Raw genomic sequence first — 22,757 nt, forward strand, 5'->3', positions numbered from 1 at the left:
ATTTATTCTTTTATTGTAATTGAATTGATAGTTACATCTTCTAAAGGTTTATTACCTTCATATTTACCATTTGTTTGAACATTTTCAATTTTTCTAACAACATCAAATCCATTTTTTACATAACCAAAAATTGTATGTCTTCCATTTAACCAATAAGTTGGAACAGTTGTAATAAAGAATTGACTTCCATTTGTATTTGGACCTTTGTTAGCCATTGCTAAAATACCTGCTTTATCAAAAACAGCATTTGGTGCAAATTCATCTTCAAATGGTTGATTCCAGATTGATTCCCCACCAGTACCTGTTCCAGTTGGATCTCCACCTTGAATCATGAAGTTTTGAATTACTCTATGAAATATTTGACCATTATAATAACCTTTTTTAGCCAATGTTGTGAAATTTTCAACAGCTTTTGGTGCTAAATCTGGTCTTAATTCAATTTCTATATTACCTTTTGATGTTTCAAATAAAGCAATAGGATTTGCTTCTAAAAGTAACATAAAAGAACATAAAAAAAACAATATTTTCTTCATATAAATCCTTTATTTATAGTTTTTGGGAAATTAGTATATTATAATTAGTTTTAAAAAAAAGATATTAAGCTATTTTATAATACTTTAAAAAAAAAGTGTTAAAATTCTCGAAATTGTTATACTTGAGTTTTCGATTAGAAAGGAAAAATTATGGAAATGCCATCTATCCCTCAACCAACGTTTTATATATTCAAATGTGAGCAAAGTTCACCTCCTGGAATGCCAAAACCATCGTGTGTGAATGAAAATACAAGAGATTTATTTAATCATACTGCTCAAAGTTTGATGAAAACTGGGGTAATGGGTCCGGTACAAATTGTAAGAACATCATGTCTTGGAAGATGTCAAATGGGTCCTTTAATGTTGGTTGAACCGGGGCATTTTATGTATTCTTCTTTAACTAAGGAAAAAATTGATAGAATAATTGATGAACACATATTAGGTGGGAAACCAGTTGAAGAGTATTTGATACCTTCTACATTTTGGGGTGACCCCATTAATTTAGTAAAATAAAGGGATTGTTATATGACATTTGATATGCTATATAGTAAAATTCATAGAGCAACTGTTACAGATGCTAACTTGAATTATGTTGGATCAATTACAATAGATGAAGAGTTGATGAATGCAGCTAATCTTAGAGTTGGTCAAAAAGTTGATATAGTAAATATTAATAATGGTGAAAGATTCCAAACATATGTAATAAAAGGTAAAGCTGGTTCTAAAGATATGTGTCTTAATGGAGCAGCAGCTAGAAAAGTAGAAATTGGAGATAAAATTATAGTTATCTCTTATGCTTCTTACAATGAATCTGAACTAGAAAATTATAAACCAACAGTTGTATTGGTTGATGAAAAAAATAATATAGAATTAATTACACATGAATTAGTAGGAAGTGACCATGTTTGATGGAATTGATTTAAAAAACTTAAATTTAGGTGATATGTTAAATCAATTTCAAGATATGGCAAAAAATGCTAAAGATGAGAATGCATCAAAAATTTTTACATCAAAAGCTGGTGGAGGAATGGTTGAAATTTCAATCAATGGAAATTCAGAAGTTATTGATTTAAAAATTGATGACTCTTTACTTGAAGATAAAGATTCTTTACAAATTTTATTAATTTCATGTATGAATGATATAATTAAACAAAGTGATGAAAACAAAAAAATGATGGCTATGAACCTTATGGGTGGTCTTGGTTCTTTTGGACAAAAATAATTAATGAAAAATCTATTGGACTCTTTTGAAGAGTATTTATTAAATAATCTTCCTAATTCTAAATCTTTCCATCCTTATTTTGAAGAGGCTTTATCAGAAATGTTAAAAGCTGGTGGAAAAAGATTTAGACCTATGCTTTTATTATCTGTTGTAAAATCAAATAAATCTTTACTTCTTTCAAATTCAATGGCTGTAGCTTTAGGTTTAGAATTTTTACATACTTATTCTTTAATTCATGATGACTTACCATCAATGGATAATGCAGATTTAAGACGAGGTTTTCAAACTCTGCATAAAAAATATGATGAAGTTACAGCTATTTTAGTTGGTGATGCTTTAAACACAGAAGCTTTTAATTTAGTTGCAAATGCATCATTACATAATGATATAAAAGTTGAATTAATCAAATGTTTGGCAACAAATGGTGGAATTAATGGAATGATAATTGGTCAAGCGATAGATTGTTTTTTTGAAAATCAAAAACTTGAACTTAATCAATTAGAGTATTTACATATTCATAAAACAGCAAAATTAATAGCTGCAAGTTTAAAAATGGGGGCAATTATTAGTGAATATGATATTTCAACTCAAAATAGATTATATGATTTTGGTATAGATTTAGGTTTGTTATTTCAAATTCAAGATGATATTATAGATGAAACTTGTACATCTTTAGAAGCTGGTAAAACAACTCAAAATGATGGTGCTAAAAACTCTTTTGTAAATCTTTTGGGATTAGAAGGAGCAAGAAAAAGTGCTGATGAATTATCTTTAAAATGTATCAATACTCTTAATACTTTTGAATCTAATTTAAAAAACTCTTTAGAAGAGTTACTTCTTAAATATATAAATAGACATAAATAAATAAAACTATTAGTCAATTTAACTCAAATATATTGACAAATTATCTAAAATCTATTAAAATTTAGCACTTAGAAATTTAGAGTGCTAAATACTAAGTTTTAAATGAAAATAAACATAATAAAAGGAAATAGTATGAATTTTAAACCACTAGGTGAAAGAGTTCTTGTAAAAAGAACAGAAGTTGAGAACAAAACAGTAAGTGGAATCTATATTCCAGATAATGCAAAAGAAAAACCACAAACTGCACAAGTTGTTGCAATTGGAAATAAAGTAGAAGATGTTAAAGTTGGTGATACAATTGTATTTGAACAATATAGAGGAACTGAATTCAAACTTGACGGTCAAGAATATCTAATTTTAAATATTGAAAATGTTATAGGAGTAATGTAATGGCAAAAGAAGTTTTATTTAGTGATAATGCAAGAAATAAATTATACGCAGGTGTTGAGAAATTAGCTGATGCAGTTAAAGTAACAATGGGACCAAGAGGAAGAAATGTATTATTACAAAAATCTTTTGGAGCACCAACAATTACAAAAGATGGTGTATCAGTTGCTAGAGAAATTGAATTAAAAGATACTTTAGAAAATATGGGAGCACAACTTGTAAAAGAAGTAGCTTCAAAAACTGCTGATGAAGCAGGAGATGGAACAACAACTGCTACAGTTTTAGCTCACTCAATCTTCAAAGAAGGATTAAGAAATGTTACAGCTGGTGCAAATCCAATTATTTTAAAAAGAGGTATGGATAAAGCTTGTGAAGCTATTTTAGCTGAATTAAAAAAAGCTTCAAAAGTTGTTGCTAATAAAACTGAAATTGAACAAGTTGCAACTATTTCTGCTAACTCTGATAGTGCAATCGGAAAAATGATTGCTGAAGCTATGGATAAAGTTGGAAAAGATGGTGTAATTACTGTTGAAGAAGCAAAAGGTATTTCTGATGAGTTAGAAGTAGTTGAAGGAATGCAATTTGATAGAGGTTATTTATCACCATATTTTGTAACAAATGCAGAAAAAATGACTGTTGAATTTAACAATCCATTTATTTTATTATATGAGAAAAAAATCTCTTCTTTAAAAGAGATGTTACCAATTTTAGAAGCTGTTAATCAAGCTGGACGTCCTTTAGTGATTATTGCTGAAGATGTTGATGGTGAAGCATTAGCAACATTGGTTGTAAATAGATTAAGAGGTTCTTTACATATTGCAGCTGTTAAAGCTCCAGGATTTGGTGATAGAAGAAAAGCAATGTTACAAGATATTGCAGTTCTTACAAAAGGAACAGTTGTATCTGAAGAGATGGGAATGAAACTTGATACTTGTGGTATTGAAGTTTTAGGTACAGCTTCAAAAGTTGTAATTGATAAAGATAATACAACTATCGTTGATGGAAGTGGTGATGCCGAAGCTGTAAAAGCAAGAGTAAACCAAATCAAAGCAGAAATTGCAAATACAACTTCTGAGTATGATAAAGAAAAATTACAAGAAAGACTTGCAAAACTAAGTGGTGGAGTTGCTGTTATTAAAGTTGGAGCTGCAACAGAGACTGAAATGAAAGAGAAAAAAGACAGAGTTGATGATGCATTAAGTGCAACAAGAGCTGCTGTTGAAGAAGGAATTGTAATTGGTGGTGGAGCTGCATTAATTAGAGCTGCTGCTAAAGTTAAACTTGAACTTGAAGGTGATGAAGCAATCGGAGCTGCAATTGTTTTAAGAGCTATTAAAGCACCTTTAAAACAAATTGCTATTAATGCTGGATTTGATGCTGGTGTTGTTGCAAATGAAGTTGAAAAATCTTCAAATGATAATTTAGGATTCAATGCTGCAACAGGTGAGTATGTAGATATGTTTGAAGCTGGAATTGTAGATCCAGCTAAAGTTGAAAGAGTTGCTATGCAAAATGCTGTTTCAGTTGCATCACTTTTATTAACTACAGAAGCAACAGTTACTGATATTAAAGAAGATAAACCATCAATGCCAGCTATGCCTGATATGGGTGGAATGGGAATGCCAGGAATGATGTAGAAGATGGGTATGATGTAAGACAACTTACACATTTACTATCTATCTTAGTGAGAGAGAAAGTCGATTTTATCGACAATCTTTCTCATTCCTTACTAACAATTTACTTCACATAAATTTCAAAATTTCTAAGTTTTTTCAATGTTAAAACAAAAAAATTAAGTAAATTTATGTATCAACTTAGAAAAAATATTACAAAATCTTAGAAAACTTTTACCCGATGGAACTACGTTGTAATCGTCTCTGAATAGAATTCCAAGAGTTGGAAATCTATTTTTTCTAAGTCATTATTTTTTTCTAAGTTTTTTTCTAAGTACACATCATAAATTTACTCTTTAGGAGTAAGAAATGATTAAATCAAAAAAGTTTACAGGTATCTATTATAGAAAGAAAAAGAATGGTGATATCACATATTATTTTACATATCAGGATGAGGGTAAAACTAAATATCAAAAAGTAGGTGATAAGTCACAAGGTATAGATGAACAATATGTTAATGATATTAGAATTACAACTATTACAAATATAAAGAATGATGAATTACCTCCAAAAATTGTTAGAAAAAATAACAATAAATATAATATTACAGTAGATGATATTTCAATATTTTATTTTCAATATCATCAAACTAAATCTAGTAAAAAAAGACAACGACAATATAACTATCGTTTAAAAGATTTCTTCGGTAAAATGAGTATCTATAATGTGACAGAAAAACATATAGAACAATTTAAAGAAAAAACACTACAAGAAGTCTCAGAACAAACAACTTTAATTTATTTAGAGTTACTATCAACTTTATTTAATTATTATAGTAGAAAAAATCATATCAAACTCATCAACCCAGTTATGTTAGTTGATAAACCTAGAGTAGATAATATACGTCAGAGATTTTTATCAAAAAAAGAAATTGATATATTATTTGATGAAATAAAAGAAAATTTTACAATGACTATTTTTTTATCATTGTGTTTGTGTACAGGAGCTAGGAAGAGTACAATATTGAATTATAAAGTTAAAGATGTAGACTTTGAACATAAAATGATTAATTCATATGATTTCAAAAATAGTAGTTCCTATAAAAGTTTTTTAGATGATAGAACTATAGAATTAATTAAAGTTAGAATGGAACAAACTGATAATCTTAATGATAATTTAGTTTATATGTATGAGATTCACGATTTAGAAAGATGGATTTCTAGAATGTTTAAAATTGTATTAGATAATTTATTTAATAAGGGTTTAGATAAAAATGATACAAAGAATAGAGTTGTGATACACACTTTTAGACATACTGTACTTTCTCATCTTGGAATTAAAGGAAACAATGAATTTTTAATAAAAAAAATATCAAATCATAAATCAACTGAGATTGTAAGTCGTTATGTAAAATTAAATGATGAATCAGGAAAAAAAGAAATTGAAGAATTATGGAAGTAATGACTTAGAAAAAATAGATTTCCAACTCTTGGAATTCTATTCAGAGACGATTACAACGTAGTTCCATCGGGTAAAAGTTTTCTAAGATTTTGTAATATTTTTTCTAAGTTGATACATAAATTTACTTAATTTTTTTGTTTTAACATTGAAAAAACTTAGAAATTTTGAAATTTATGTGAAGTAAATTGTTAGTAAGGAATGAGAAAGATTGTCGATAAAATCGACTTTCTCTCTCACTAAGATAGATAGTAAATGTGTAAGTTGTCTTACATCATACCCATCTTCTACATCATACTAGACATAAAAAAAACAACAATTTCTTTGAGTAAGTATAACTCCAAAATACTTATATGTAATCTATTTCTTAGAAGTTAAACAGTTATTATTAAAAATAAAAAACTACACACTATATAGTATTTGTATATTCATTTAGAACATCATTAAATATTAAATTAAATTGATATGAACTCCGTAAACACGAAGTGTTTATGGAGGACATTCACACGAAGTGTGATTTGTAATCTTGTTGTTTGTACTTAAATAATATATACATCTTTATAGTAATATTTACTCTTAATCTAATTTATGTATCAAATTTCTCTTCTTAACATAAGTGTGTAATGAACTAACTTCACCATATCCTAGATGATTTATTACTTTTCTAAAACTAAGTCCTAGTGTTAGTAATTCAACTATTCTATCTTTATCTATATCGTACTTTGATGTTTGTATAGTACCAGTCTTCTTACCTAATTTGATTCCTCTATCTTTTGAATTTTTTGACTGAAAATTGACCCACTATTTTGAAAACTTTTGACCCACCTGTAAACTAAAAAAACATACTCTTTTCTCATAAAAATAATAATTATGAAGAAAGGTAAAAGGAGATGATTAGTATGGAGGATTGGGTAACTATTCGTAATCTAAAAAAGAAAGATCCAAACTTAGGGACAAGAACCATTGCTTTAATGTTAGGTATTAGTAGAAATACTGTAAAAAAAGCATTAGCAAGTGATGAATTACCTTTATATAACAGAGGTGAGAAAAAGATAAATGAAGCAGTTGAACCATTTATTGATTTTATCAAAGAGTCATTTTTAAAGAAAAATTTAAAAGCTAGTAGAATTTTAAAAGATATAAAATCAAAAGGATATAGAGGAAGTCAATATGCTTTATATGCTTACATAAGAGAAATTTTAAAACCAATAGCAAACGATGTAAGTAAAAATTCACCTCATGCTTACATGAGATATGAAACAAAACCAGCTGAACAGATGCAATATGATTGGAGTCCATATACAGTTACTATTGGGGAAAATCTTGTAAAAATAAATATACATCAAACAATCTTAGGATTTAGTAGATATAAATTTTATGATGTAAGTTTAAATGTATCAGGAAGTGATGTATATACAGCATTAGAAGAGAGTTTTATCTTCTTTGGTGGAGTTTGTGAGAGAATACAAGTTGATAATGCAACAGTATTTATAACAAATGCTTCTAAAGATAATCTAATTTGGAATCCAAGATTCTTGTCATTGTGTGGATTATATGGAATAAAACCAACACGAAGTATGCCATCACATCCATGGAGTAAAGGTAAAGTTGAATCACCTTTTAGTTATCTTGAAACACATTTTATATCTGGAAATGAGTTTAAAAGCTTTGAAGATCTAAGAGAACGATTAAAACAATTCCAAGATGAGCATAATCTTGAAATTCATGGAACAACTAAACAAATTTCAAAAATACTCTTTGAAAAAGAGGAACAAAGTTTTTTAAAACCACTACCAATAAATCCAATAACTGGGGAATTAAAACGATATGTTGGATTTAAAGAAGAGTTTAGAAAGGCAAATTCTGAATGTTTAGTCTCTTACAAAGGTAATAAATATTCAGTTCCACATTACTTTGCAAGTAAAGAGGTGTGGTTAAGAGTATTATATGGAACAACTTTGCAAATATACTCAAGTAAAAATAAACTAATAGCAACTCATACAATTAGCCTTAAAAAAGGTGAAGTCCTTGTTAATAAAGAGCATTTCTTTGGATATAGAAAAGAGAGTCAGTTTGATTCAATAGCCATTTCAATATCAAGACTTATAAAAAGATTTGCTAACTACATAAATATTCATAAATTCATTGAAAATATCAAAGTTCAAAAAAGAATTAGCCCAGCTTATCACCTTTATAAAATAGCAAACTTGTTTGAATACTATGATGAAGCTGATTGTATTATGGCAATGGAAGAAGCAATTAGTTTAAATATTTATAGCTTCTCCTTTATCAAAGGAACAATTACACATCAAACTAAGCCAAAAAATGAACAGTTAAATCTGTTTAATATCAAATTACCCCAAGCAAATATAAAAAGAGATTTAGGAGATTACAAATTATGAGAACTAAAAATACAACAAACTTACGTAATTCTGGACCAGTTAATTTAGAAAATGGTTCACTAAAAGCAAATATAGAGAGTTATTGCAAACTTTTATCTCTTTCATCAGTAGCAGATAATTATGAAAGTGCAGCACTCGATGCTGCTAAAGCAAAACTATCATATCAAGATTATCTGTATAAACTATTGCAACAACAAATTGTTGATAGAGTTGATAGAAGTGTAAATGCTAGAATTAAAAAAGCAGGATTCAAATATATGGCAACTTTAGATGAGTTTGATTTTAGCTTTCAACCACAAATAGATGAAAAATTAATAAGAGAATTAGCAACTCTAAGCTTTTTAGATAGTGCTACAAATGTACTTTTAGTTGGAGCACCAGGAGTTGGAAAAACTCATCTTTCAATTGCATTAGGACTTGAAGCCACCAAACAAAGAAGAAGAGTAAAATTTATAAGTGCTGAAGATTTAACCAATGAACTAATAGCTGCAAATCACTCTAATACTATAACAGATTATCTTGAAAGTATGAGTAGAATAGAGTTACTAATAATTGATGAAATTGGATACTTAGACCTTTCAAGAGAAGTAGCATCACTTTTTTTTAGACTTATTTCAAAGAGATATGAAAAATCTTCAACAATAATTACATCAAATAAAGAATTTCAAGAATGGGGACAGATATTTAATGATGATGTGATAGCAACAGCAATACTAGATAGACTTTTACATCATTCACATCCATTTTTAATAAATGGTCCAAGTTATAGAATGAAAGATTTATTGCCAAAAAGTAAAAAGAAACAAAATTTAGAGAATAAAAATAACGAAATTTAATGTTATAATTTCAATCTGCAGGTGGGTCATTTTTAATCAAAAAAGTGGGTCAAATTTCAATCAAAATTTTCAATCTTTTAAGTTCTGTAGACTCTCTTTAGTTCTTTGACTTATAATGTCTCTTTCAAATTCACTAAACATTGATAAGATTGTAATTAACATCTTGTTCATCGGGTCTTTTGATTTTATAAACAAGTTCTGTTTCAATATTCTTACTTCAACATTCATTTTAATTAGAGTATCAATGAGAGTTATTACTTCACCAGTGTTTCTACCTAGTCTAGAAAGTTCTGTTACAATTAAAATATCACCATCTTTTACTTTAGATAGTAATTCATCAATCTTTCTTTCTCTTAAATCTTTTCTTGAACTAATTTCAACTTTTATAGACTCATCAATACTTAGGTGATTTAAGTCACAGTATCTTTGAATTTCATCTAATTGAACTTTTACTGATTGTTGATTTGTACTAACTCTAATATAAGAATAAATCATTTGTTTTTTACCTTGTTTATATGTGTTCTGTATTAATATAATTATAGTAATAAAACAGAACAAGGTCAAGGCATCTTGTGAGAGAGTTATTTAGAATAAAATGTTCTCTTTTATCGTTCGTTAAAATATGATGAATTTATCTGAATAATGATATAGAATTCCATTAATTGGAATTCTACTTAGGTGAATAAAGAATACTATTTACTTAATTACTCTGATAATAATGAATCTACACTAATAGAAACTACAGAGTTAAAGTCATTGATTGCATCTTCAATCCTTCTTAGTAAACTGTCTAAATTATTAGAGTCATTAGAATAAATTACATCACCAAGTTTTTGATGTAAAGATAGTAAAAATAAAACACTAATCCTTTAAAATTAATTAAAATCTATGACCAATTTAGTTATAATTGGTATTTCACTTTATTATAAAAAATTAAATCATAGCAGGAATCATAATGTCTCAAAGAAGTTTTCAAAAATATTTTATGTTATATTTTATAATTTTTGGAATAATTATCTCTACTTTGGGAACAAGTATTAACTATTTATTTCAAATAAACGAAATTAATCTTGATACAGTTAAAAAAGCAAAAGATATATATGACATAAAAATTGATACTATTTTAAAACCTGCTATTAAAGATATTGATAAAACTGTTAAATCTTTAGCTACAAATAAAACAGTTATAGAATATATAACTACTCATAATTCACATTCACAAGAAGAACTTGAACAGATATTTTTAGCAGTAGTTGGCTCTCAAAATGAAATTATGCAAGCAAGACTAATTTCAAAAGATGGAAAAGAGATAATTAGAGTTGATAAAAATAAAAATAGTGATGATGCTTTTGTTACTCCAAAAGATAAACTTCAAGATAAAAGTGATAGGGATTATTTTAAAATGGTCTCTTTTATGAACGAACAATCAATTTGGCATTCTAAAATGGATTTAAATATAGAAAATGGAAAAATTGAAATACCATATAATCCTACATTTAGAACAGCTATGCCACTTTTTGATAAGGAAAATAAGTTTGCTGGTATGGTAATAGTAAATATGCATTTAACAGCTCTTTTTAATGCTATTGGTAAATCTTCTACTTTTGAACACTATATTCTTGATAAAGACAATAACTTTATACTACATCCAAATGATGAATTTTCATTTAATAAATATACAAATGTAAAAAGAAATATAAATGATGATTTCCCAAATGGATTAAATGATAAAGAAATATTTGTATTTCCAATTGATAATATTTTAAAAAATGACGATAAAGCGACATTAGTTTTAAAACCAAAGAATATATATAAATCAACACTCCTTCAAAGTAAAATATATACAGCATTTTGGGTAGCATTAATTACGATAATACTAAGTTTAATACTTTCAATTTATGCAGCAAAAAATCCAGTTAAATTACAAATGGCTCTTTTAAAAGCTCACGAAAAATTAAATGAATTTACATTAATTATAGATAAATATATTATCACAGCAACTACAAAAAAAGATAGTACAATAGTTGATGTTAGTAGTGCTTTTATAAAGTCTTCTGGTTACTCAAAAGAAGAATTAGTTGGTCAAAAAATGCATATTATAAGACATCCAAATGAAGATGAAAAGAAATTTAAAGAGTTATGGAATACTGTAAGTTCAGGTAATGCTTGGGATGGTGAAATCAGAAATAAAAATAAAGATGGTGAAGATTATTGGCTTCATCAACATATAATTCCAACTTTTGATAAAGAGAATAATATTGAAACTTTTGTTTCTTTAGGAACTGATATAACAGCTAAAAAAGAACTTGAAAAAATGGCATCAATAGATAAACTAACAAATATCTATAATAGAAGAATGATTGATGAATTTTTAAGAAAAGAGATAGCAATAGAAAAAAGACATTCAAATGGATTATCACTGATTTTGATAGATATTGATTACTTTAAAAAAGTAAATGATACTTATGGGCATCAAATGGGAGATTTAGTTTTATCACAAATTGCAAAAATTATCACTAAAAATAGCAGAAAATCAGATATTCAAGGAAGATATGGAGGAGAAGAGTTTATAGTTATTTGTCCACAAACTACTTGTAAACAAGCACTTGTGTTGGCTGAAAAAATAAGAACTGCAGTTGAAAATTTCAACTTTGACCAAATAGGAACAAAAACAATAAGTTTAGGTATCTCTACATATGAAGAAAATGACACAGAAGAAAGTTTAGTTAAAAAAGCAGATATTGCTTTATATCAAGCAAAAAACAGTGGTAGAAATAAAGTTATTTTATTTGAGGGAATTGATTTAGAAGAACGAGAACTTGAAAGTTTTAATACTTATGATTATCAATCTTATGTGATTTAGACAAGTTTACTTAAGTAATGTAAGACATCTTACTTAAGTAAATCCCTAAAACTTTTAACTTTTGGGTTTTCTAGTGCTTGTTGAAATACTTTAATATCATATTTTTCAAATACTCTGTCAAATTCATATACAATACTATTAAAGAGAATAAGAAAGTCATCGATTGAACAATTCTCTAGCTTACTAATAAGTGCAACAATATCATCTTCTATTTCTCTCCAATCAAGTGTTTTATTTATTTCATTTTTCATTTTAGTATCCTTTTTTAGAGTATTTATACTTAGTTATTAAAAGAATAGAATTTTAAATATTCATCATTTTATACAATTCTTCATCAGAAAATTGTTTTGAAATTGGCTCTTTAAATAAAGTATTTATCTGAGTTTCTTTTTTTATAAAATGATATAACTCAGATTCATCAATTTCTTTTTTTGTATAAAGACAGTCGTGAACTCTTACATAATTAAAATCATTTGTTGTACTTGTATAAAACTTTATCATTGAATCTAAAACTACACTTTCAAGTGATTGATACAGGTGAGCAACTACTGTTGATTTTTTCCACTTTCTCAATTCTAAAGTATGATTATTAAAACCAATAACTTTTCTATTATCTTTTTCTTTATAATGATTACTTATAACATCAAAAAGTTTTTTTATATCTTTATATAATTGGTATTCATAAGTTGTTTTATCAGATAGAATTAAATTAACTATATCTATACCTAGACTTTTAGTTACTGCTGAATTATATTTAAAATCATTAGACAATAATTTACTTCCAAAAAATAAAGATGTGAAAAACTCTTTACTTTTATCTAAAGAGATATTGTATTTTTCAGCAAAAATTTCTCTAATTCTTTTTTTATTGATTATGAAATATTTTATTGTTGAAGGTATATTTTCATTAGTAATACTTTTGTAAATTTGACTCAACAATAGAGGTGCTGATACAGAAATATCATATTCATTGTAATCATTTAAGATAATATTCCTAACTTCTTTTTTTAAAGACTGAATAGAATATTCTCCAATACTATAATATCTACCAGAATGTGATTGTCTGTAATAAATTTTAAGTTTATTATTATTTTCTGAAATATAATAGTACATTTTTCTAAGTGGCTCAATTTTATATTTAATAAATTTAAATAATTCTGCATCAGCTTCGACTGTTTCTTTATCAAGATATTTCTGTACAGGTTCCCAATATTCAATTAATTTTTTTTTTATATATTCAATGTTAATTTCTACTTCTTCATAAAAATTACTTTTTGTTTCATCAACTTCTTCATCTATTTGAATATCTTTAATTCTTACTTGTTTTTTATTGACTTCAATAAGTTCATAAGTTGGATTATAAGATAACCATTTACAATATGAATCAATTAATAATTTTGTAATTTGATATCCATTTGTTGCTTGATTTAAATTGTTCCCATAAAATCTTAATTGAAATAATTTGTGAAAAACGTGTTCAGGTTTTTTATCAATTATTTGACGCCATCTATTTTGACTAAATAAATCATATTTCATATCTTTACTTATTGATAAACAATTGTTATCAAACTTATGTTCAAGAAATCTATTTGATAAATTTGAAATTAAATACATAATTCCATTAATGTCTTCTTTTTCAATTTCTGGTAGATAATTTGTAATTGGATTATCACCATATAATAAATTTTTTTTAATTTTCATAATTGAACCTTGTGATAATTTGTGTATCTTATTTTTATTAATTGTATAAAAAATAGAATTCCAATAATTGGAATTCTATTACTCTATTAATTCTCTAAATGCTACTTGTAAATTTTTAATTGATTTTGAATTTCCAAGATAATAATTGTATTTTTCACTACTAGATAGTTGATATATATCAAATAACTTAGTATCAATATTTTTTGATGAATATTCAATTATGTTTTTTTCAGAAATATCACTATTAAAATAATTAAAATACTCCTCTATACCTTGCTTTTTTAACTCATCATCATAATTATTTTTTAGGAAATCTATTTTTTTATCATTGATATATTTAATATCATTATGATAAGCCTGGAATGACCCCAAAAATATAGACATAAAATAATTCAGTTAATTAATATAACAATTTAGAGAAAATTGTAAATAATTGAAGGAATTAAAAATGGGAAGAAGAGAATATAGTGAAGAGTTTAGAAGGGATGCTGTAAAACAAGTTGTTGAGAATGGATATGGGATTGTTGAAACAGCTGAGAGATTAGGTGTACATCATGATTCTTTGAGAAATTGGATAAGAAAGTACCAATCACCTGAAGCAGAAGTAGAAACAAAAAAGTTTCAAGATACACAAGCTGAAATAAAAAGATTACAAAAAGAGCTAAAAAGAGTTACAGAAGAACGAGATATATTAAAAAAGGCCGCAGCGTACTTTGCAAGCAACCCAAATTAAAGTACGCATTTATTAAAGTGCATGAAATACAGTACACAATAAGAAGAATGTGTACTGTGTTAAAAGTTCATCCAAGTGGGTATTATAAATGGTTAAAACAACCTATTTCAAATCTTGAAAAAGAGAATCAAGAACTTCTTATTGAAATAAAAAAAGCATATAAAGAATCAAATGGAATTTATGGTTATAGAAATATTCATAAGGATTTGAAAGCTTCAAATATTCATGTAAATAAAAAAAGAGTTGCAAGATTAATGAAAGAAGCAAAACTTTGTGGAATAGGAAATTATAAAAGAAGACCTAAGTATAAAGCAGGTTCAATTCATAAAGCTCATCCAAATCATTTAAAACAATGTTTTATATCACAAACTCCAAATGAATCATGGGTAAGTGATATAACTTATATAAGAACTCATGAAGGATGGATATATCTTGCAATTATCTTAGATTTATTTTCAAGGAAAATTATAGGATGGGCAACAAGTCATAGAATTACAACAGATTTAATAATTCAAGCATTAAAAAATACTAAATATAGAATTCCAAAAGATGGAGTAATTTTACATTCAGATCAAGGGAGTCAATATAGCTCATATGAATATAAAACTTTTTTAAAACATCATAACATCACACCAAGTATGAGTAGAAGAGGAAATTGTTATGATAATGCAGTTGCAGAAAGTTTTTTTAAAACATTAAAAAAAGAGTTAGTAAGAAAAACCATTTTTAGAACAAGAGAAGAAGCAAGAGATAAAATATTTGAATATATTGAGATGTTTTATAATTCAAAAAGAAGACATAGTTATTTAGGTTTTATAAGTCCAAATGAATTTGAGAAAAGGTACAATGAAAATGTTACTCAACCTGAGGTGTTAACTGATTAAAAAAGTGTCTACTACTTCGGGGTCATTCCAGTTCAGCTCTTATAAGATTTTCATCAATTTCTATTAATTTCATTTTATCTTCATCTTCTGTATTAACTATATTACATAATATTGTTTCAAAATTTAATTCTTTACAAGCAGTATATCTATGATAACCACTAATTAGAATATTATTTTGATTGATTGTAATTGGGTTTAGTAAACCATTTCTTTGAATTGAATCTGATAATGGGCTAATCATATCTGTATTAATACTTCTTAATCTATCTAAGATAATAATTTCATCTAATTTCATTTCTTTTATATTTAAATCTTTAATGTCTTCAACTTTATTCATTTCTATTTCTCACTTTCTATTTTATTAGAATTCCAGTTCTTGGAATTCTATTTCAAATTTGGCATCACTCAACTAAGTTTTTTTTATCGATGCAACTTTTTTCTAAACTAATGTTTAGATCTGACTTTATAACTTTTTAAATAAAACTGTTTTATTAATATAATTAACATAACGATTAATTTTATAGGTTAAAAAATAAGAGCACTTAAAATGCTCTATTAATCGTTTTGTTAATCAAATAATTCCATATGTTAACTTAATTAATTCTTAAAATTATCATAATGATTTAAAAAATTAACAATAAGATTAATTTAAGCTGTTTATCTTTATAATTTTCAAAAGGATTTAAAAATGTATGAAACAAAATTAGCTAAATGTTCATTTATTACTAGAGGTGTTAAGGTTAAAGAAGAGACTAATTATGGAATAGATTATTATGAAATCAATATGAAAGATTTTGATGGTAATTCTTTAAATATGCCGACTGAGCTAAAACATAATGGTAGTGATGATCAAATAAAACTAAAAAGATTAGAAAAAGGTGATATTGTTATTCCAGTAAGAGGTTCATCTATAACAAATAAAATTGCAATATTTGAATTAGAATCAGAAATACCTTGTATTGTTAATCATCAATATTGGATTATTAGACCTGACAAAAATGTATTAAATAGTTATTACTTATTGTTTTTTTTATTAAATAAAGATACAAAGAAACTATTAAATAGTGATGAAAGAAATATGTCTGATACAAATATGAAAAGTATCAGTAAAGAACCACTAAAAGATTTAATTATAGAACTACCCCCATTAGACATACAAGATGATGCTAAAAAAATCTTTCTTCAATATCAAGAGCTTCACAAACATATAAATTATTGTATATCTTTACATCAAAAACTTGGTGATGTAATTTATTCTAATGACTCTAATAATTTAGACAGTTTACTAAGAAGGATTGAAGATGCAATCAATGACTTTAACTCTGTAGTTTCTATTAGTGTAGATTCATTATTATCAGAGTAATTAAGTAAATAGTATTCTTTATTCACCTAAGTAGAATTCCAATTAATGGAATTCTATATCATTATTCAGATAAATTCATCATATTTTAACGAACGATAAAAGAGAACATTTTATTCTAAATAACTCTCTCACAAGATGCCTTGACCTTGTTCTGTTTTATTACTATAATTATATTAATACAGAACACATATAAACAAGGTAAAAAACAAATGATTTATTCTTATATTAGAGTTAGTACAAATCAACAATCAGTAAAAGTTCAATTAGATGAAATTCAAAGATACTGTGACTTAAATCACCTAAGTATTGATGAGTCTATAAAAGTTGAAATTAGTTCAAGAAAAGATTTAAGAGAAAGAAAGATTGATGAATTACTATCTAAAGTAAAAGATGGTGATATTTTAATTGTAACAGAACTTTCTAGACTAGGTAGAAACACTGGTGAAGTAATAACTCTCATTGATACTCTAATTAAAATGAATGTTGAAGTAAGAATATTGAAACAGAACTTGTTTATAAAATCAAAAGACCCGATGAACAAGATGTTAATTACAATCTTATCAATGTTTAGTGAATTTGAAAGAGACATTATAAGTCAAAGAACTAAAGAGAGTCTACAGAACTTAAAAGATAGAGGAATCAAATTAGGTAAGAAGACTGGTACTATACAAACATCAAAGTACGATATAGATAAAGATAGAATAGTTGAATTACTAACACTAGGACTTAGTTTTAGAAAAGTAATAAATCATCTAGGATATGGTGAAGTTAGTTCATTACACACTTATGTTAAGAAGAGAAATTTGATACATAAATTAGATTAAGAGTAAATATTACTATAAAGATGTATATATTATTTAAGTACAAACAACAAGATTACAAATCACACTTCGTGTGAATGTCCTCCATAAACACTTCGTGTTTACGGAGTTCATATCAATTTAATTTAATATTTAATGATGTTCTAAATGAATATACAAATACTATATAGTGTGTAGTTTTTTATTTTTAATAATAACTGTTTAACTTCTAAGAAATAGATTACATATAAGTATTTTGGAGTTATACTTACTCAAAGAAATTGTTGTTTTTTTTATGTCTAGTATGATGTAAAATCATTTTTTGATTTTTCTTTTTAAACCGTACTCTTTTGGGGTACGGTTTTTTTATATCTAATAAACAAAATAATTTTCAAAATTAGTATTTTTTTTGTTATAATGAAAGAACTTTTAAACAGGAATTTCTTCAATGACTTTAAGCCTTAATAAATTTCTATTTTCTATATCATTTGCATTGGATTTAGCAGAGAGTGAAATAAAATGCACATCTTCAAAACATAGTAAAAGAGTTGCTTATATTTGTTTAAAAATGGCAGAAATTTTAGGCTTAAGTGCCAAAGAAAAATTTGATTTATGCTCATACTCTTTATTACATGATAATGGTTTAATTGAAAGTTTTTGTAACTTTACAAGTGAATATAAATCAAATAGAAGTCAAGACTATTTTGAGTTAATAAATTTTGCTGAACATTGTGTTATTGGAGAAAATAATACTAAAGAATTTCCTTTTTTAACAAAACAAGAAAATGTGATTTTATATCATCATGAAAATTTTGATGGGTCAGGTTTATTTGGAAAAAAAGCAGATGAAATTCCTTTATTTGCTCAATTAATCTCTTTTGCTGATACTTTAGATACAAATTTTGATTTATTAAAAATCAGTTTTGATAAAAAAGAGTTGATTTTAAATTATGTGATAGAAAATGAAAATATTTTGTTTTCAAAAAAGATTGTAGAAACATTTAAAATTTTGTCTGAGTCTTTTTTATTTTGGGGAGATTTAGAGTATTTTGATGAAGTAAATCCTTTAGAAAAAATTTTACCAAATTTTTCTATTGAGGTAAGTCTTGAAAAGTTTTTATCTATTACAAAAATATTTTCAAAAATCATAGATGGAAAATCAAAATTTACTGCAAAACATTCTGTTGACTTAGAAGAAAAATCTTTAAAACTTGTAGAATATTTTAATTTAGATGAAGAAACAAAACTAAAAATACAAATAGCTTCAAATTTACATGATATAGGAAAATTAGGAACTCCAAATGCTATTTTAGATAAAGAAGGAAGTCTTACAAATCAAGAACTTTTTGAGATAAAAAAACATGCATATTTAACCCATTCTATTTTAAGTAAGTTAGAAAATTTTAATGACATAACAAAATGGGCATCAGCTCACCATGAAAAACTTGATGGTTCAGGTTATCCTTTTGGTTTAACATCAAATGAATTGGGATTGGAAGAAAGAATAGTTTCTTGTTTAGATTTTTATCAAGCTTTAGTTGAAGATAGACCCTATAGAAATTCAATGTCTCACAATGATGCAATATCAATATTAAGAAAAAATTTAAGTGATTATAAAATAGATATAGATATTGTAAATGCAATAGATATAGTTTTTAATGACTAATAAAAAAGGGCTCGTTTATTGAGCCCTTTAAAAAATTATTTATTTGGTAAATAATACTTTTATTTACCAAGTTTACTTGAAAATAAACTTATCGTAAAGTTAATTTTTAACAACCATAAAAAGTGAAATTCTCGCCATTCAACCTCCTAAATTGTTTAAGATAATGTAATTATAACATCTTTTTGTATTAAAAGAAACTGAAACATAAAAAAGTTATTTTATATGAAAAGAGAAGCTTATAGTTGTACCTTGATTTTCTATACTTTTTATATTTATTTCTGCTTTGTGAATGTCAATAATCTTTTTTAAAATTGACATTCCAAGTCCTGTTCCACCAGAGTTTTTATTTCTACTTTTATCTGTTCTATAAAATTTTTCAAAGATTTTATTTTGTTCTTCTTTTGCTATTCCAATTCCAAAATCTTGAATAGAAATATTTAGAAAATCATCTTTCTTAAATATTTTTATAATAACTTTTGAATTTTCATTACTAAATTGAATTGCATTTTTTAAAGCATTTTTAATTGCAATTTTTAGAAGATTTGGAAAACCAAGAAGTTCTAAACTATCTTTTACTTCCAAAGTAACTCCAACTTTATGGAGTTTTGCAAAATTTTTAAGTTCATTTATTGATTCATCTGTTAATTCATCTAAATAAAACTCTTCTTGTTTATCAATAATTAAATCTTTCTCATTTTTAGCTAAAAATAGTAAGTCATTTATTGTTTGTTCAATTACACAAATTTCATTTAGGGAAGTTGTTAATGTCTCTTTGTATTCATTTACACTTCTTTCTTTTCTTAAAGCTACTTCAATTTCACCTTTTATTATTGTAAGCGGAGTTTTTAATTCATGTGAAGCATCTGAACTAAATTGTGAGATTCTTTCAAAAGAGTTTTCAAGTCTTGAAAGAAGATTGTTTACTTCATTAATTAATTGATAAATTTCATCTTTTGTGTTAGTTGTTTTTAATCTTGCTGATAAATCATTTGCATTTATCTGTTTTAGCTCATCTAAGATATTTTCAATAGGTAAAAATGATTTATAAATTATAAAATTTCCACCAATTACAGCAAAAATAAGAATTATTGGAAGAATGAAACTAAGAATATAAAGTAAATTTTCTAAAGTTGAAGTTAAAATCTCTTTTGTTGTAACAACTTCGATAATCACAACTTTTTCACCATGAAAGTCTATTTTTATTCTACTTACTAAATAATTGTTTTGTTTTTCAAAAGTAACAATATCTTCTTTTAGGTTATTCAAATATTTATCATCATGTTCAATATTATTTGGGAAATTTTCTGTTTGAATTATTTTTTCGTGAGTTTTGTTATCTAAAATTCTAATATAAAGTGGTTCAAATTTATACTCTTTTTCTTCATTTAGTAAAGTTTGACTTATTTGTTTATTTTCTAATAAATCATCAGTTACATCAAGAATTATAACTTTTAAAGTTGCTTCAAGTTTATCAGTTGTTGAGATTTCTAATGCTTTATATAATGAGAATGAAAAAATTAAAAGAATTATTGTTTGTATTAAAAAACTATGAATTAAAAGTTTTTTTTTGATTGATAAATTAATCTTCACTGATTTTAAATCCTATTCCTCTGATTGTTTTGATTAATTTTTTTTCAAAATTTTTATCAATTTTATTTCTTAATCTATAAATATAAACATTTACAATATTGCTTATATTTGAATCTTCAAATGATGAAAGTGCTTCATTTATTGTTGTTTCACTCAAAACTCTATTTCTGTTTTTTATTAAATATTCCAAAAGTGCAAACTCTTTTGCTGTTAAAGTTATATTTTGATTTGCTCTAGTTGCTGTTTTATTAAGTAAATCAAGTTCTAAATCTGCAATAGTTAATTTTGTTTGGCTTGCTACACTAACTCTTAATTGAACTCTAATTCTTGCAAGTAATTCTGCAAATGAAAAAGGTTTTGCTAAATAATCATTTGCTCCAATATCCAATCCTTTGATTTTGTCTTCAATGGAATCTTTAGCAGTTAGCATGATAATTGGAGTTTGAATATTTGAACTTCTTAAACTTTTACACACTTCAATTCCATCTTTTATTGGAAGCATAATATCAAGTAAAATTAAATCATATTCATTTATGCTAGCAAGATATAAACCTTCATCACCATTTGTAGAAAAATCTACTACATAACACTCTTCTTCTAAACCCTTTTTTAAAAAGTTTATGATTTTTAAATCATCTTCAATTATTAATATTTTCATAAAAATTATTCTACACTTTTTGTTATTAATTTCAATAAACTTATCTCTGCATTGGCTTTAAATCTAAAATCAACACCCCAAGTTCCAAAGCCTTTATTTACATAAATTGCTGTTTTATTTTTATAAAAAAGACCAGCTAAAAAAGGTTGAACTAATCTTACAAGATAATGAAAAGGATAAATTTGTCCACCGTGTGTATGTCCACACAAAAATAGATTTGAATTTAATGCAATTTTATAATCTTTTGGTTGGTGAGAAATAAAAATAGATGGAGAGTTTTGCAAAAACTCTTTTATTTTTTTTTCTTCCCTTTTTATTTTAAAAAATTTTGAAAATCTATCAGGTAATCCTGCTAGATGAATAATCTCATTTTTATAGTTAATTTTTAAAGTTTTATTATCCATAAAAATAAAATTTGTTAGCTCTTTTTTTAAATCTTCTAAACCATAAAATAAATCGTGATTTCCACTTATATAAAAAACCTCTTTTTTTAAGAAGTTTAAAATTTCAAGTTGTTTTTTTATAAATTTTACTTTTGTATCAATTATATCGCCAGTTATAACACAAAAATCAAACTCTAAATTATTACAAAAATCTACAAGTTCTAAAATCTTTTTTTCAGAAGTTTTTTTATTTATATGTAAATCACTTAAATGAAGAATTTTTAAATTCTCTAATTTTTTATCTTCTATTTCTATATTTACAACTTGAAAATAATTATCTAAACTCATTTTAAAACTCTCTCTAATTCATCTACTGAAGAGATGAAATTTATATTTTTTATAAACCCATTTTCCAAAGAGTATGTTGTAATTTTATTATTTTGTTTTTCAAATTTTGTGTTACTTTCATCATAAATAAGTAGTATTGTGTATTTATAATCTCTTAATTTTGGTAAAGTAAACATTTTTGTAATTATAGTTGGACTTGAAGAGATATTATTTATAAAAATTGCATGATGTTCTTCTAAAAAGTTTTCACTCTTTGATGATAAATACTCATTTACCATCATAAGAGTCTCTTTTTGAAAAGTTACAATTATAGTTGAGACATTACTTGAAATTGTATGTATTTTATCAAATTGGTCAGTTAATGAAAAATTACCTATCTTATCATCTATTCTAAGAGTTGAAGCAAACATAAAATTTGCAAATATTATCGATAATATAAGTTGTTTCATCATT

24 protein-coding genes are annotated in these 22,757 nt (G+C 25.5%); 14 read left to right on the forward strand and 10 right to left on the reverse strand.

Annotated features, from left to right (window positions below; all coding sequences use genetic code 11):
• Positions 1 to 2: 2 nt before the first annotated feature.
• Positions 3 to 533: a peptidylprolyl isomerase gene (locus AELL_RS02845; RefSeq protein ID WP_118916495.1), complete on the reverse strand. Its 531-nt coding sequence runs from the start codon at positions 531 to 533 to the stop codon at positions 3 to 5.
• Between the two features lie 150 nt (positions 534 to 683).
• Here AELL_RS02845 and AELL_RS02850 point away from each other — a divergent pair, with 150 nt between their 5' ends.
• The 9 genes from AELL_RS02850 to istB all read left to right on the forward strand — a co-directional run bounded on the left by AELL_RS02850 (position 684) and on the right by istB (position 9,315).
• Positions 684 to 1,046: a (2Fe-2S) ferredoxin domain-containing protein gene (locus AELL_RS02850; RefSeq protein WP_118916496.1), complete on the forward strand. Its 363-nt coding sequence runs from the start codon at positions 684 to 686 to the stop codon at positions 1,044 to 1,046.
• A gap of 12 nt (positions 1,047 to 1,058) precedes the next feature.
• Entirely contained in the window at positions 1,059 to 1,442 is a 384-nt protein-coding gene (gene panD, locus AELL_RS02855; RefSeq protein ID WP_118916497.1) for an aspartate 1-decarboxylase, read from the forward strand.
• Entirely contained in the window at positions 1,435 to 1,755 is a 321-nt protein-coding gene (locus AELL_RS02860) for a YbaB/EbfC family nucleoid-associated protein (RefSeq protein ID WP_118916498.1), read from the forward strand. The genes panD and AELL_RS02860 overlap by 8 nt, the downstream gene beginning before the upstream one ends.
• Before the next feature lie 3 nt (positions 1,756 to 1,758).
• Positions 1,759 to 2,619, forward strand: a complete 861-nt coding sequence (locus AELL_RS02865) for a polyprenyl synthetase family protein (RefSeq protein WP_118916499.1) — start codon at positions 1,759 to 1,761, stop codon at positions 2,617 to 2,619.
• A gap of 132 nt (positions 2,620 to 2,751) precedes the next feature.
• Positions 2,752 to 3,009, forward strand: a complete 258-nt coding sequence (groES, locus tag AELL_RS02870; protein WP_118916500.1) for a co-chaperone GroES — start codon at positions 2,752 to 2,754, stop codon at positions 3,007 to 3,009.
• Positions 3,009 to 4,643: a chaperonin GroEL gene (gene groL / locus AELL_RS02875; protein ID WP_118916501.1), complete on the forward strand. Its 1,635-nt coding sequence runs from the start codon at positions 3,009 to 3,011 to the stop codon at positions 4,641 to 4,643. The genes groES and groL overlap by 1 nt, the downstream gene beginning before the upstream one ends.
• 345 nt (positions 4,644 to 4,988) lie before the next feature.
• Complete coding sequence (locus AELL_RS02880) at positions 4,989 to 6,080, forward strand: tyrosine-type recombinase/integrase (RefSeq protein ID WP_118916502.1); 1,092 nt, start codon at positions 4,989 to 4,991, stop codon at positions 6,078 to 6,080.
• 896 nt (positions 6,081 to 6,976) lie between these two features.
• Positions 6,977 to 8,479 (forward strand): IS21 family transposase, encoded by a 1,503-nt coding sequence (istA, locus tag AELL_RS02885; RefSeq protein WP_192941207.1) that lies wholly within the window; start codon positions 6,977 to 6,979, stop codon positions 8,477 to 8,479.
• Entirely contained in the window at positions 8,476 to 9,315 is an 840-nt protein-coding gene (gene istB / locus AELL_RS02890; RefSeq protein ID WP_080950537.1) for an IS21-like element helper ATPase IstB, read from the forward strand. The genes istA and istB overlap by 4 nt, the downstream gene beginning before the upstream one ends.
• Before the next feature lie 69 nt (positions 9,316 to 9,384).
• On the opposite strand, the gene AELL_RS02895 is transcribed toward istB, so the two are convergent.
• Positions 9,385 to 9,810: a recombinase family protein gene (locus AELL_RS02895; RefSeq protein ID WP_118916503.1), complete on the reverse strand. Its 426-nt coding sequence runs from the start codon at positions 9,808 to 9,810 to the stop codon at positions 9,385 to 9,387.
• 460 nt (positions 9,811 to 10,270) lie between these two features.
• Here AELL_RS02895 and AELL_RS02900 point away from each other — a divergent pair, with 460 nt between their 5' ends.
• Complete coding sequence (locus AELL_RS02900; RefSeq protein ID WP_118916504.1) at positions 10,271 to 12,178, forward strand: sensor domain-containing diguanylate cyclase; 1,908 nt, start codon at positions 10,271 to 10,273, stop codon at positions 12,176 to 12,178.
• 29 nt (positions 12,179 to 12,207) lie between these two features.
• Here AELL_RS02900 and AELL_RS02905 read toward each other — a convergent pair whose 3' ends face one another.
• From AELL_RS02905 to AELL_RS02915, 3 genes are all read right to left on the reverse strand, one after another.
• The gene (locus tag AELL_RS02905) at positions 12,208 to 12,429 is read right to left on the reverse strand and encodes a hypothetical protein (protein ID WP_118916505.1); all 222 of its coding nucleotides are present in this window, start codon (positions 12,427 to 12,429) and stop codon (positions 12,208 to 12,210) included.
• 52 nt (positions 12,430 to 12,481) lie between these two features.
• Entirely contained in the window at positions 12,482 to 13,879 is a 1,398-nt protein-coding gene (locus AELL_RS02910) for a hypothetical protein (protein WP_118916506.1), read from the reverse strand.
• Between the two features lie 78 nt (positions 13,880 to 13,957).
• Positions 13,958 to 14,263 (reverse strand): hypothetical protein, encoded by a 306-nt coding sequence (locus AELL_RS02915; protein WP_118916507.1) that lies wholly within the window; start codon positions 14,261 to 14,263, stop codon positions 13,958 to 13,960.
• Between the two features lie 64 nt (positions 14,264 to 14,327).
• On the opposite strand from AELL_RS02915, the gene AELL_RS02920 reads away from it, so the two are divergent.
• A protein-coding gene (locus AELL_RS02920; RefSeq protein ID WP_429697570.1) for an IS3 family transposase occupies positions 14,328 to 15,496 on the forward strand; the annotation gives its coding sequence in 2 pieces (ribosomal slippage) (positions 14,328 to 14,580 and positions 14,580 to 15,496; 1,170 coding nt in all).
• Between the two features lie 22 nt (positions 15,497 to 15,518).
• Here AELL_RS02920 and AELL_RS02925 read toward each other — a convergent pair.
• The gene (locus AELL_RS02925; RefSeq protein ID WP_206732010.1) at positions 15,519 to 15,833 is read right to left on the reverse strand and encodes a ParB N-terminal domain-containing protein; all 315 of its coding nucleotides are present in this window, start codon (positions 15,831 to 15,833) and stop codon (positions 15,519 to 15,521) included.
• A gap of 351 nt (positions 15,834 to 16,184) precedes the next feature.
• On the opposite strand from AELL_RS02925, the gene AELL_RS02930 reads away from it, so the two are divergent.
• From AELL_RS02930 to AELL_RS02940, 3 genes are all read left to right on the forward strand, one after another.
• Positions 16,185 to 16,859, forward strand: coding sequence for a restriction endonuclease subunit S (locus AELL_RS02930; RefSeq protein ID WP_118916509.1), 675 nt, complete (start codon positions 16,185 to 16,187; stop codon positions 16,857 to 16,859).
• 209 nt (positions 16,860 to 17,068) lie between these two features.
• Entirely contained in the window at positions 17,069 to 17,683 is a 615-nt protein-coding gene (locus AELL_RS02935; protein ID WP_118916510.1) for a recombinase family protein, read from the forward strand.
• A 424-nt stretch (positions 17,684 to 18,107) separates the two neighbouring features.
• Positions 18,108 to 19,325, forward strand: a complete 1,218-nt coding sequence (locus tag AELL_RS02940) for an HD-GYP domain-containing protein (RefSeq protein ID WP_118916511.1) — start codon at positions 18,108 to 18,110, stop codon at positions 19,323 to 19,325.
• A 213-nt stretch (positions 19,326 to 19,538) separates the two neighbouring features.
• Here the strand turns inward: AELL_RS02940 and AELL_RS02945 are convergent, their stop codons facing one another.
• The 4 genes from AELL_RS02945 to AELL_RS02960 are packed head-to-tail and all read right to left on the reverse strand — an operon-like array spanning position 19,539 to position 22,756.
• Complete coding sequence (locus AELL_RS02945) at positions 19,539 to 20,915, reverse strand: ATP-binding protein (RefSeq protein ID WP_118916512.1); 1,377 nt, start codon at positions 20,913 to 20,915, stop codon at positions 19,539 to 19,541.
• On the reverse strand, positions 20,905 to 21,573 hold the full coding sequence (locus AELL_RS02950; RefSeq protein WP_118916513.1) for a response regulator: 669 nt from the start codon (positions 21,571 to 21,573) through the stop codon (positions 20,905 to 20,907). Before AELL_RS02950 ends, AELL_RS02945 begins: the two co-directional genes overlap by 11 nt.
• Positions 21,574 to 21,578: 5 nt before the next feature.
• Positions 21,579 to 22,304 (reverse strand): metallophosphoesterase, encoded by a 726-nt coding sequence (locus AELL_RS02955; RefSeq protein ID WP_118916514.1) that lies wholly within the window; start codon positions 22,302 to 22,304, stop codon positions 21,579 to 21,581.
• Complete coding sequence (locus AELL_RS02960; protein ID WP_118916515.1) at positions 22,301 to 22,756, reverse strand: hypothetical protein; 456 nt, start codon at positions 22,754 to 22,756, stop codon at positions 22,301 to 22,303. The genes AELL_RS02955 and AELL_RS02960 overlap by 4 nt, the downstream gene beginning before the upstream one ends.
• Between the last annotated feature and the right edge of the window lies 1 nt (position 22,757).

Origin of the sequence: Arcobacter ellisii (assembly GCF_003544915.1) — a bacterium.
Taxonomy (GTDB): Bacteria; Campylobacterota; Campylobacteria; order Campylobacterales; family Arcobacteraceae; genus Aliarcobacter; species Aliarcobacter ellisii.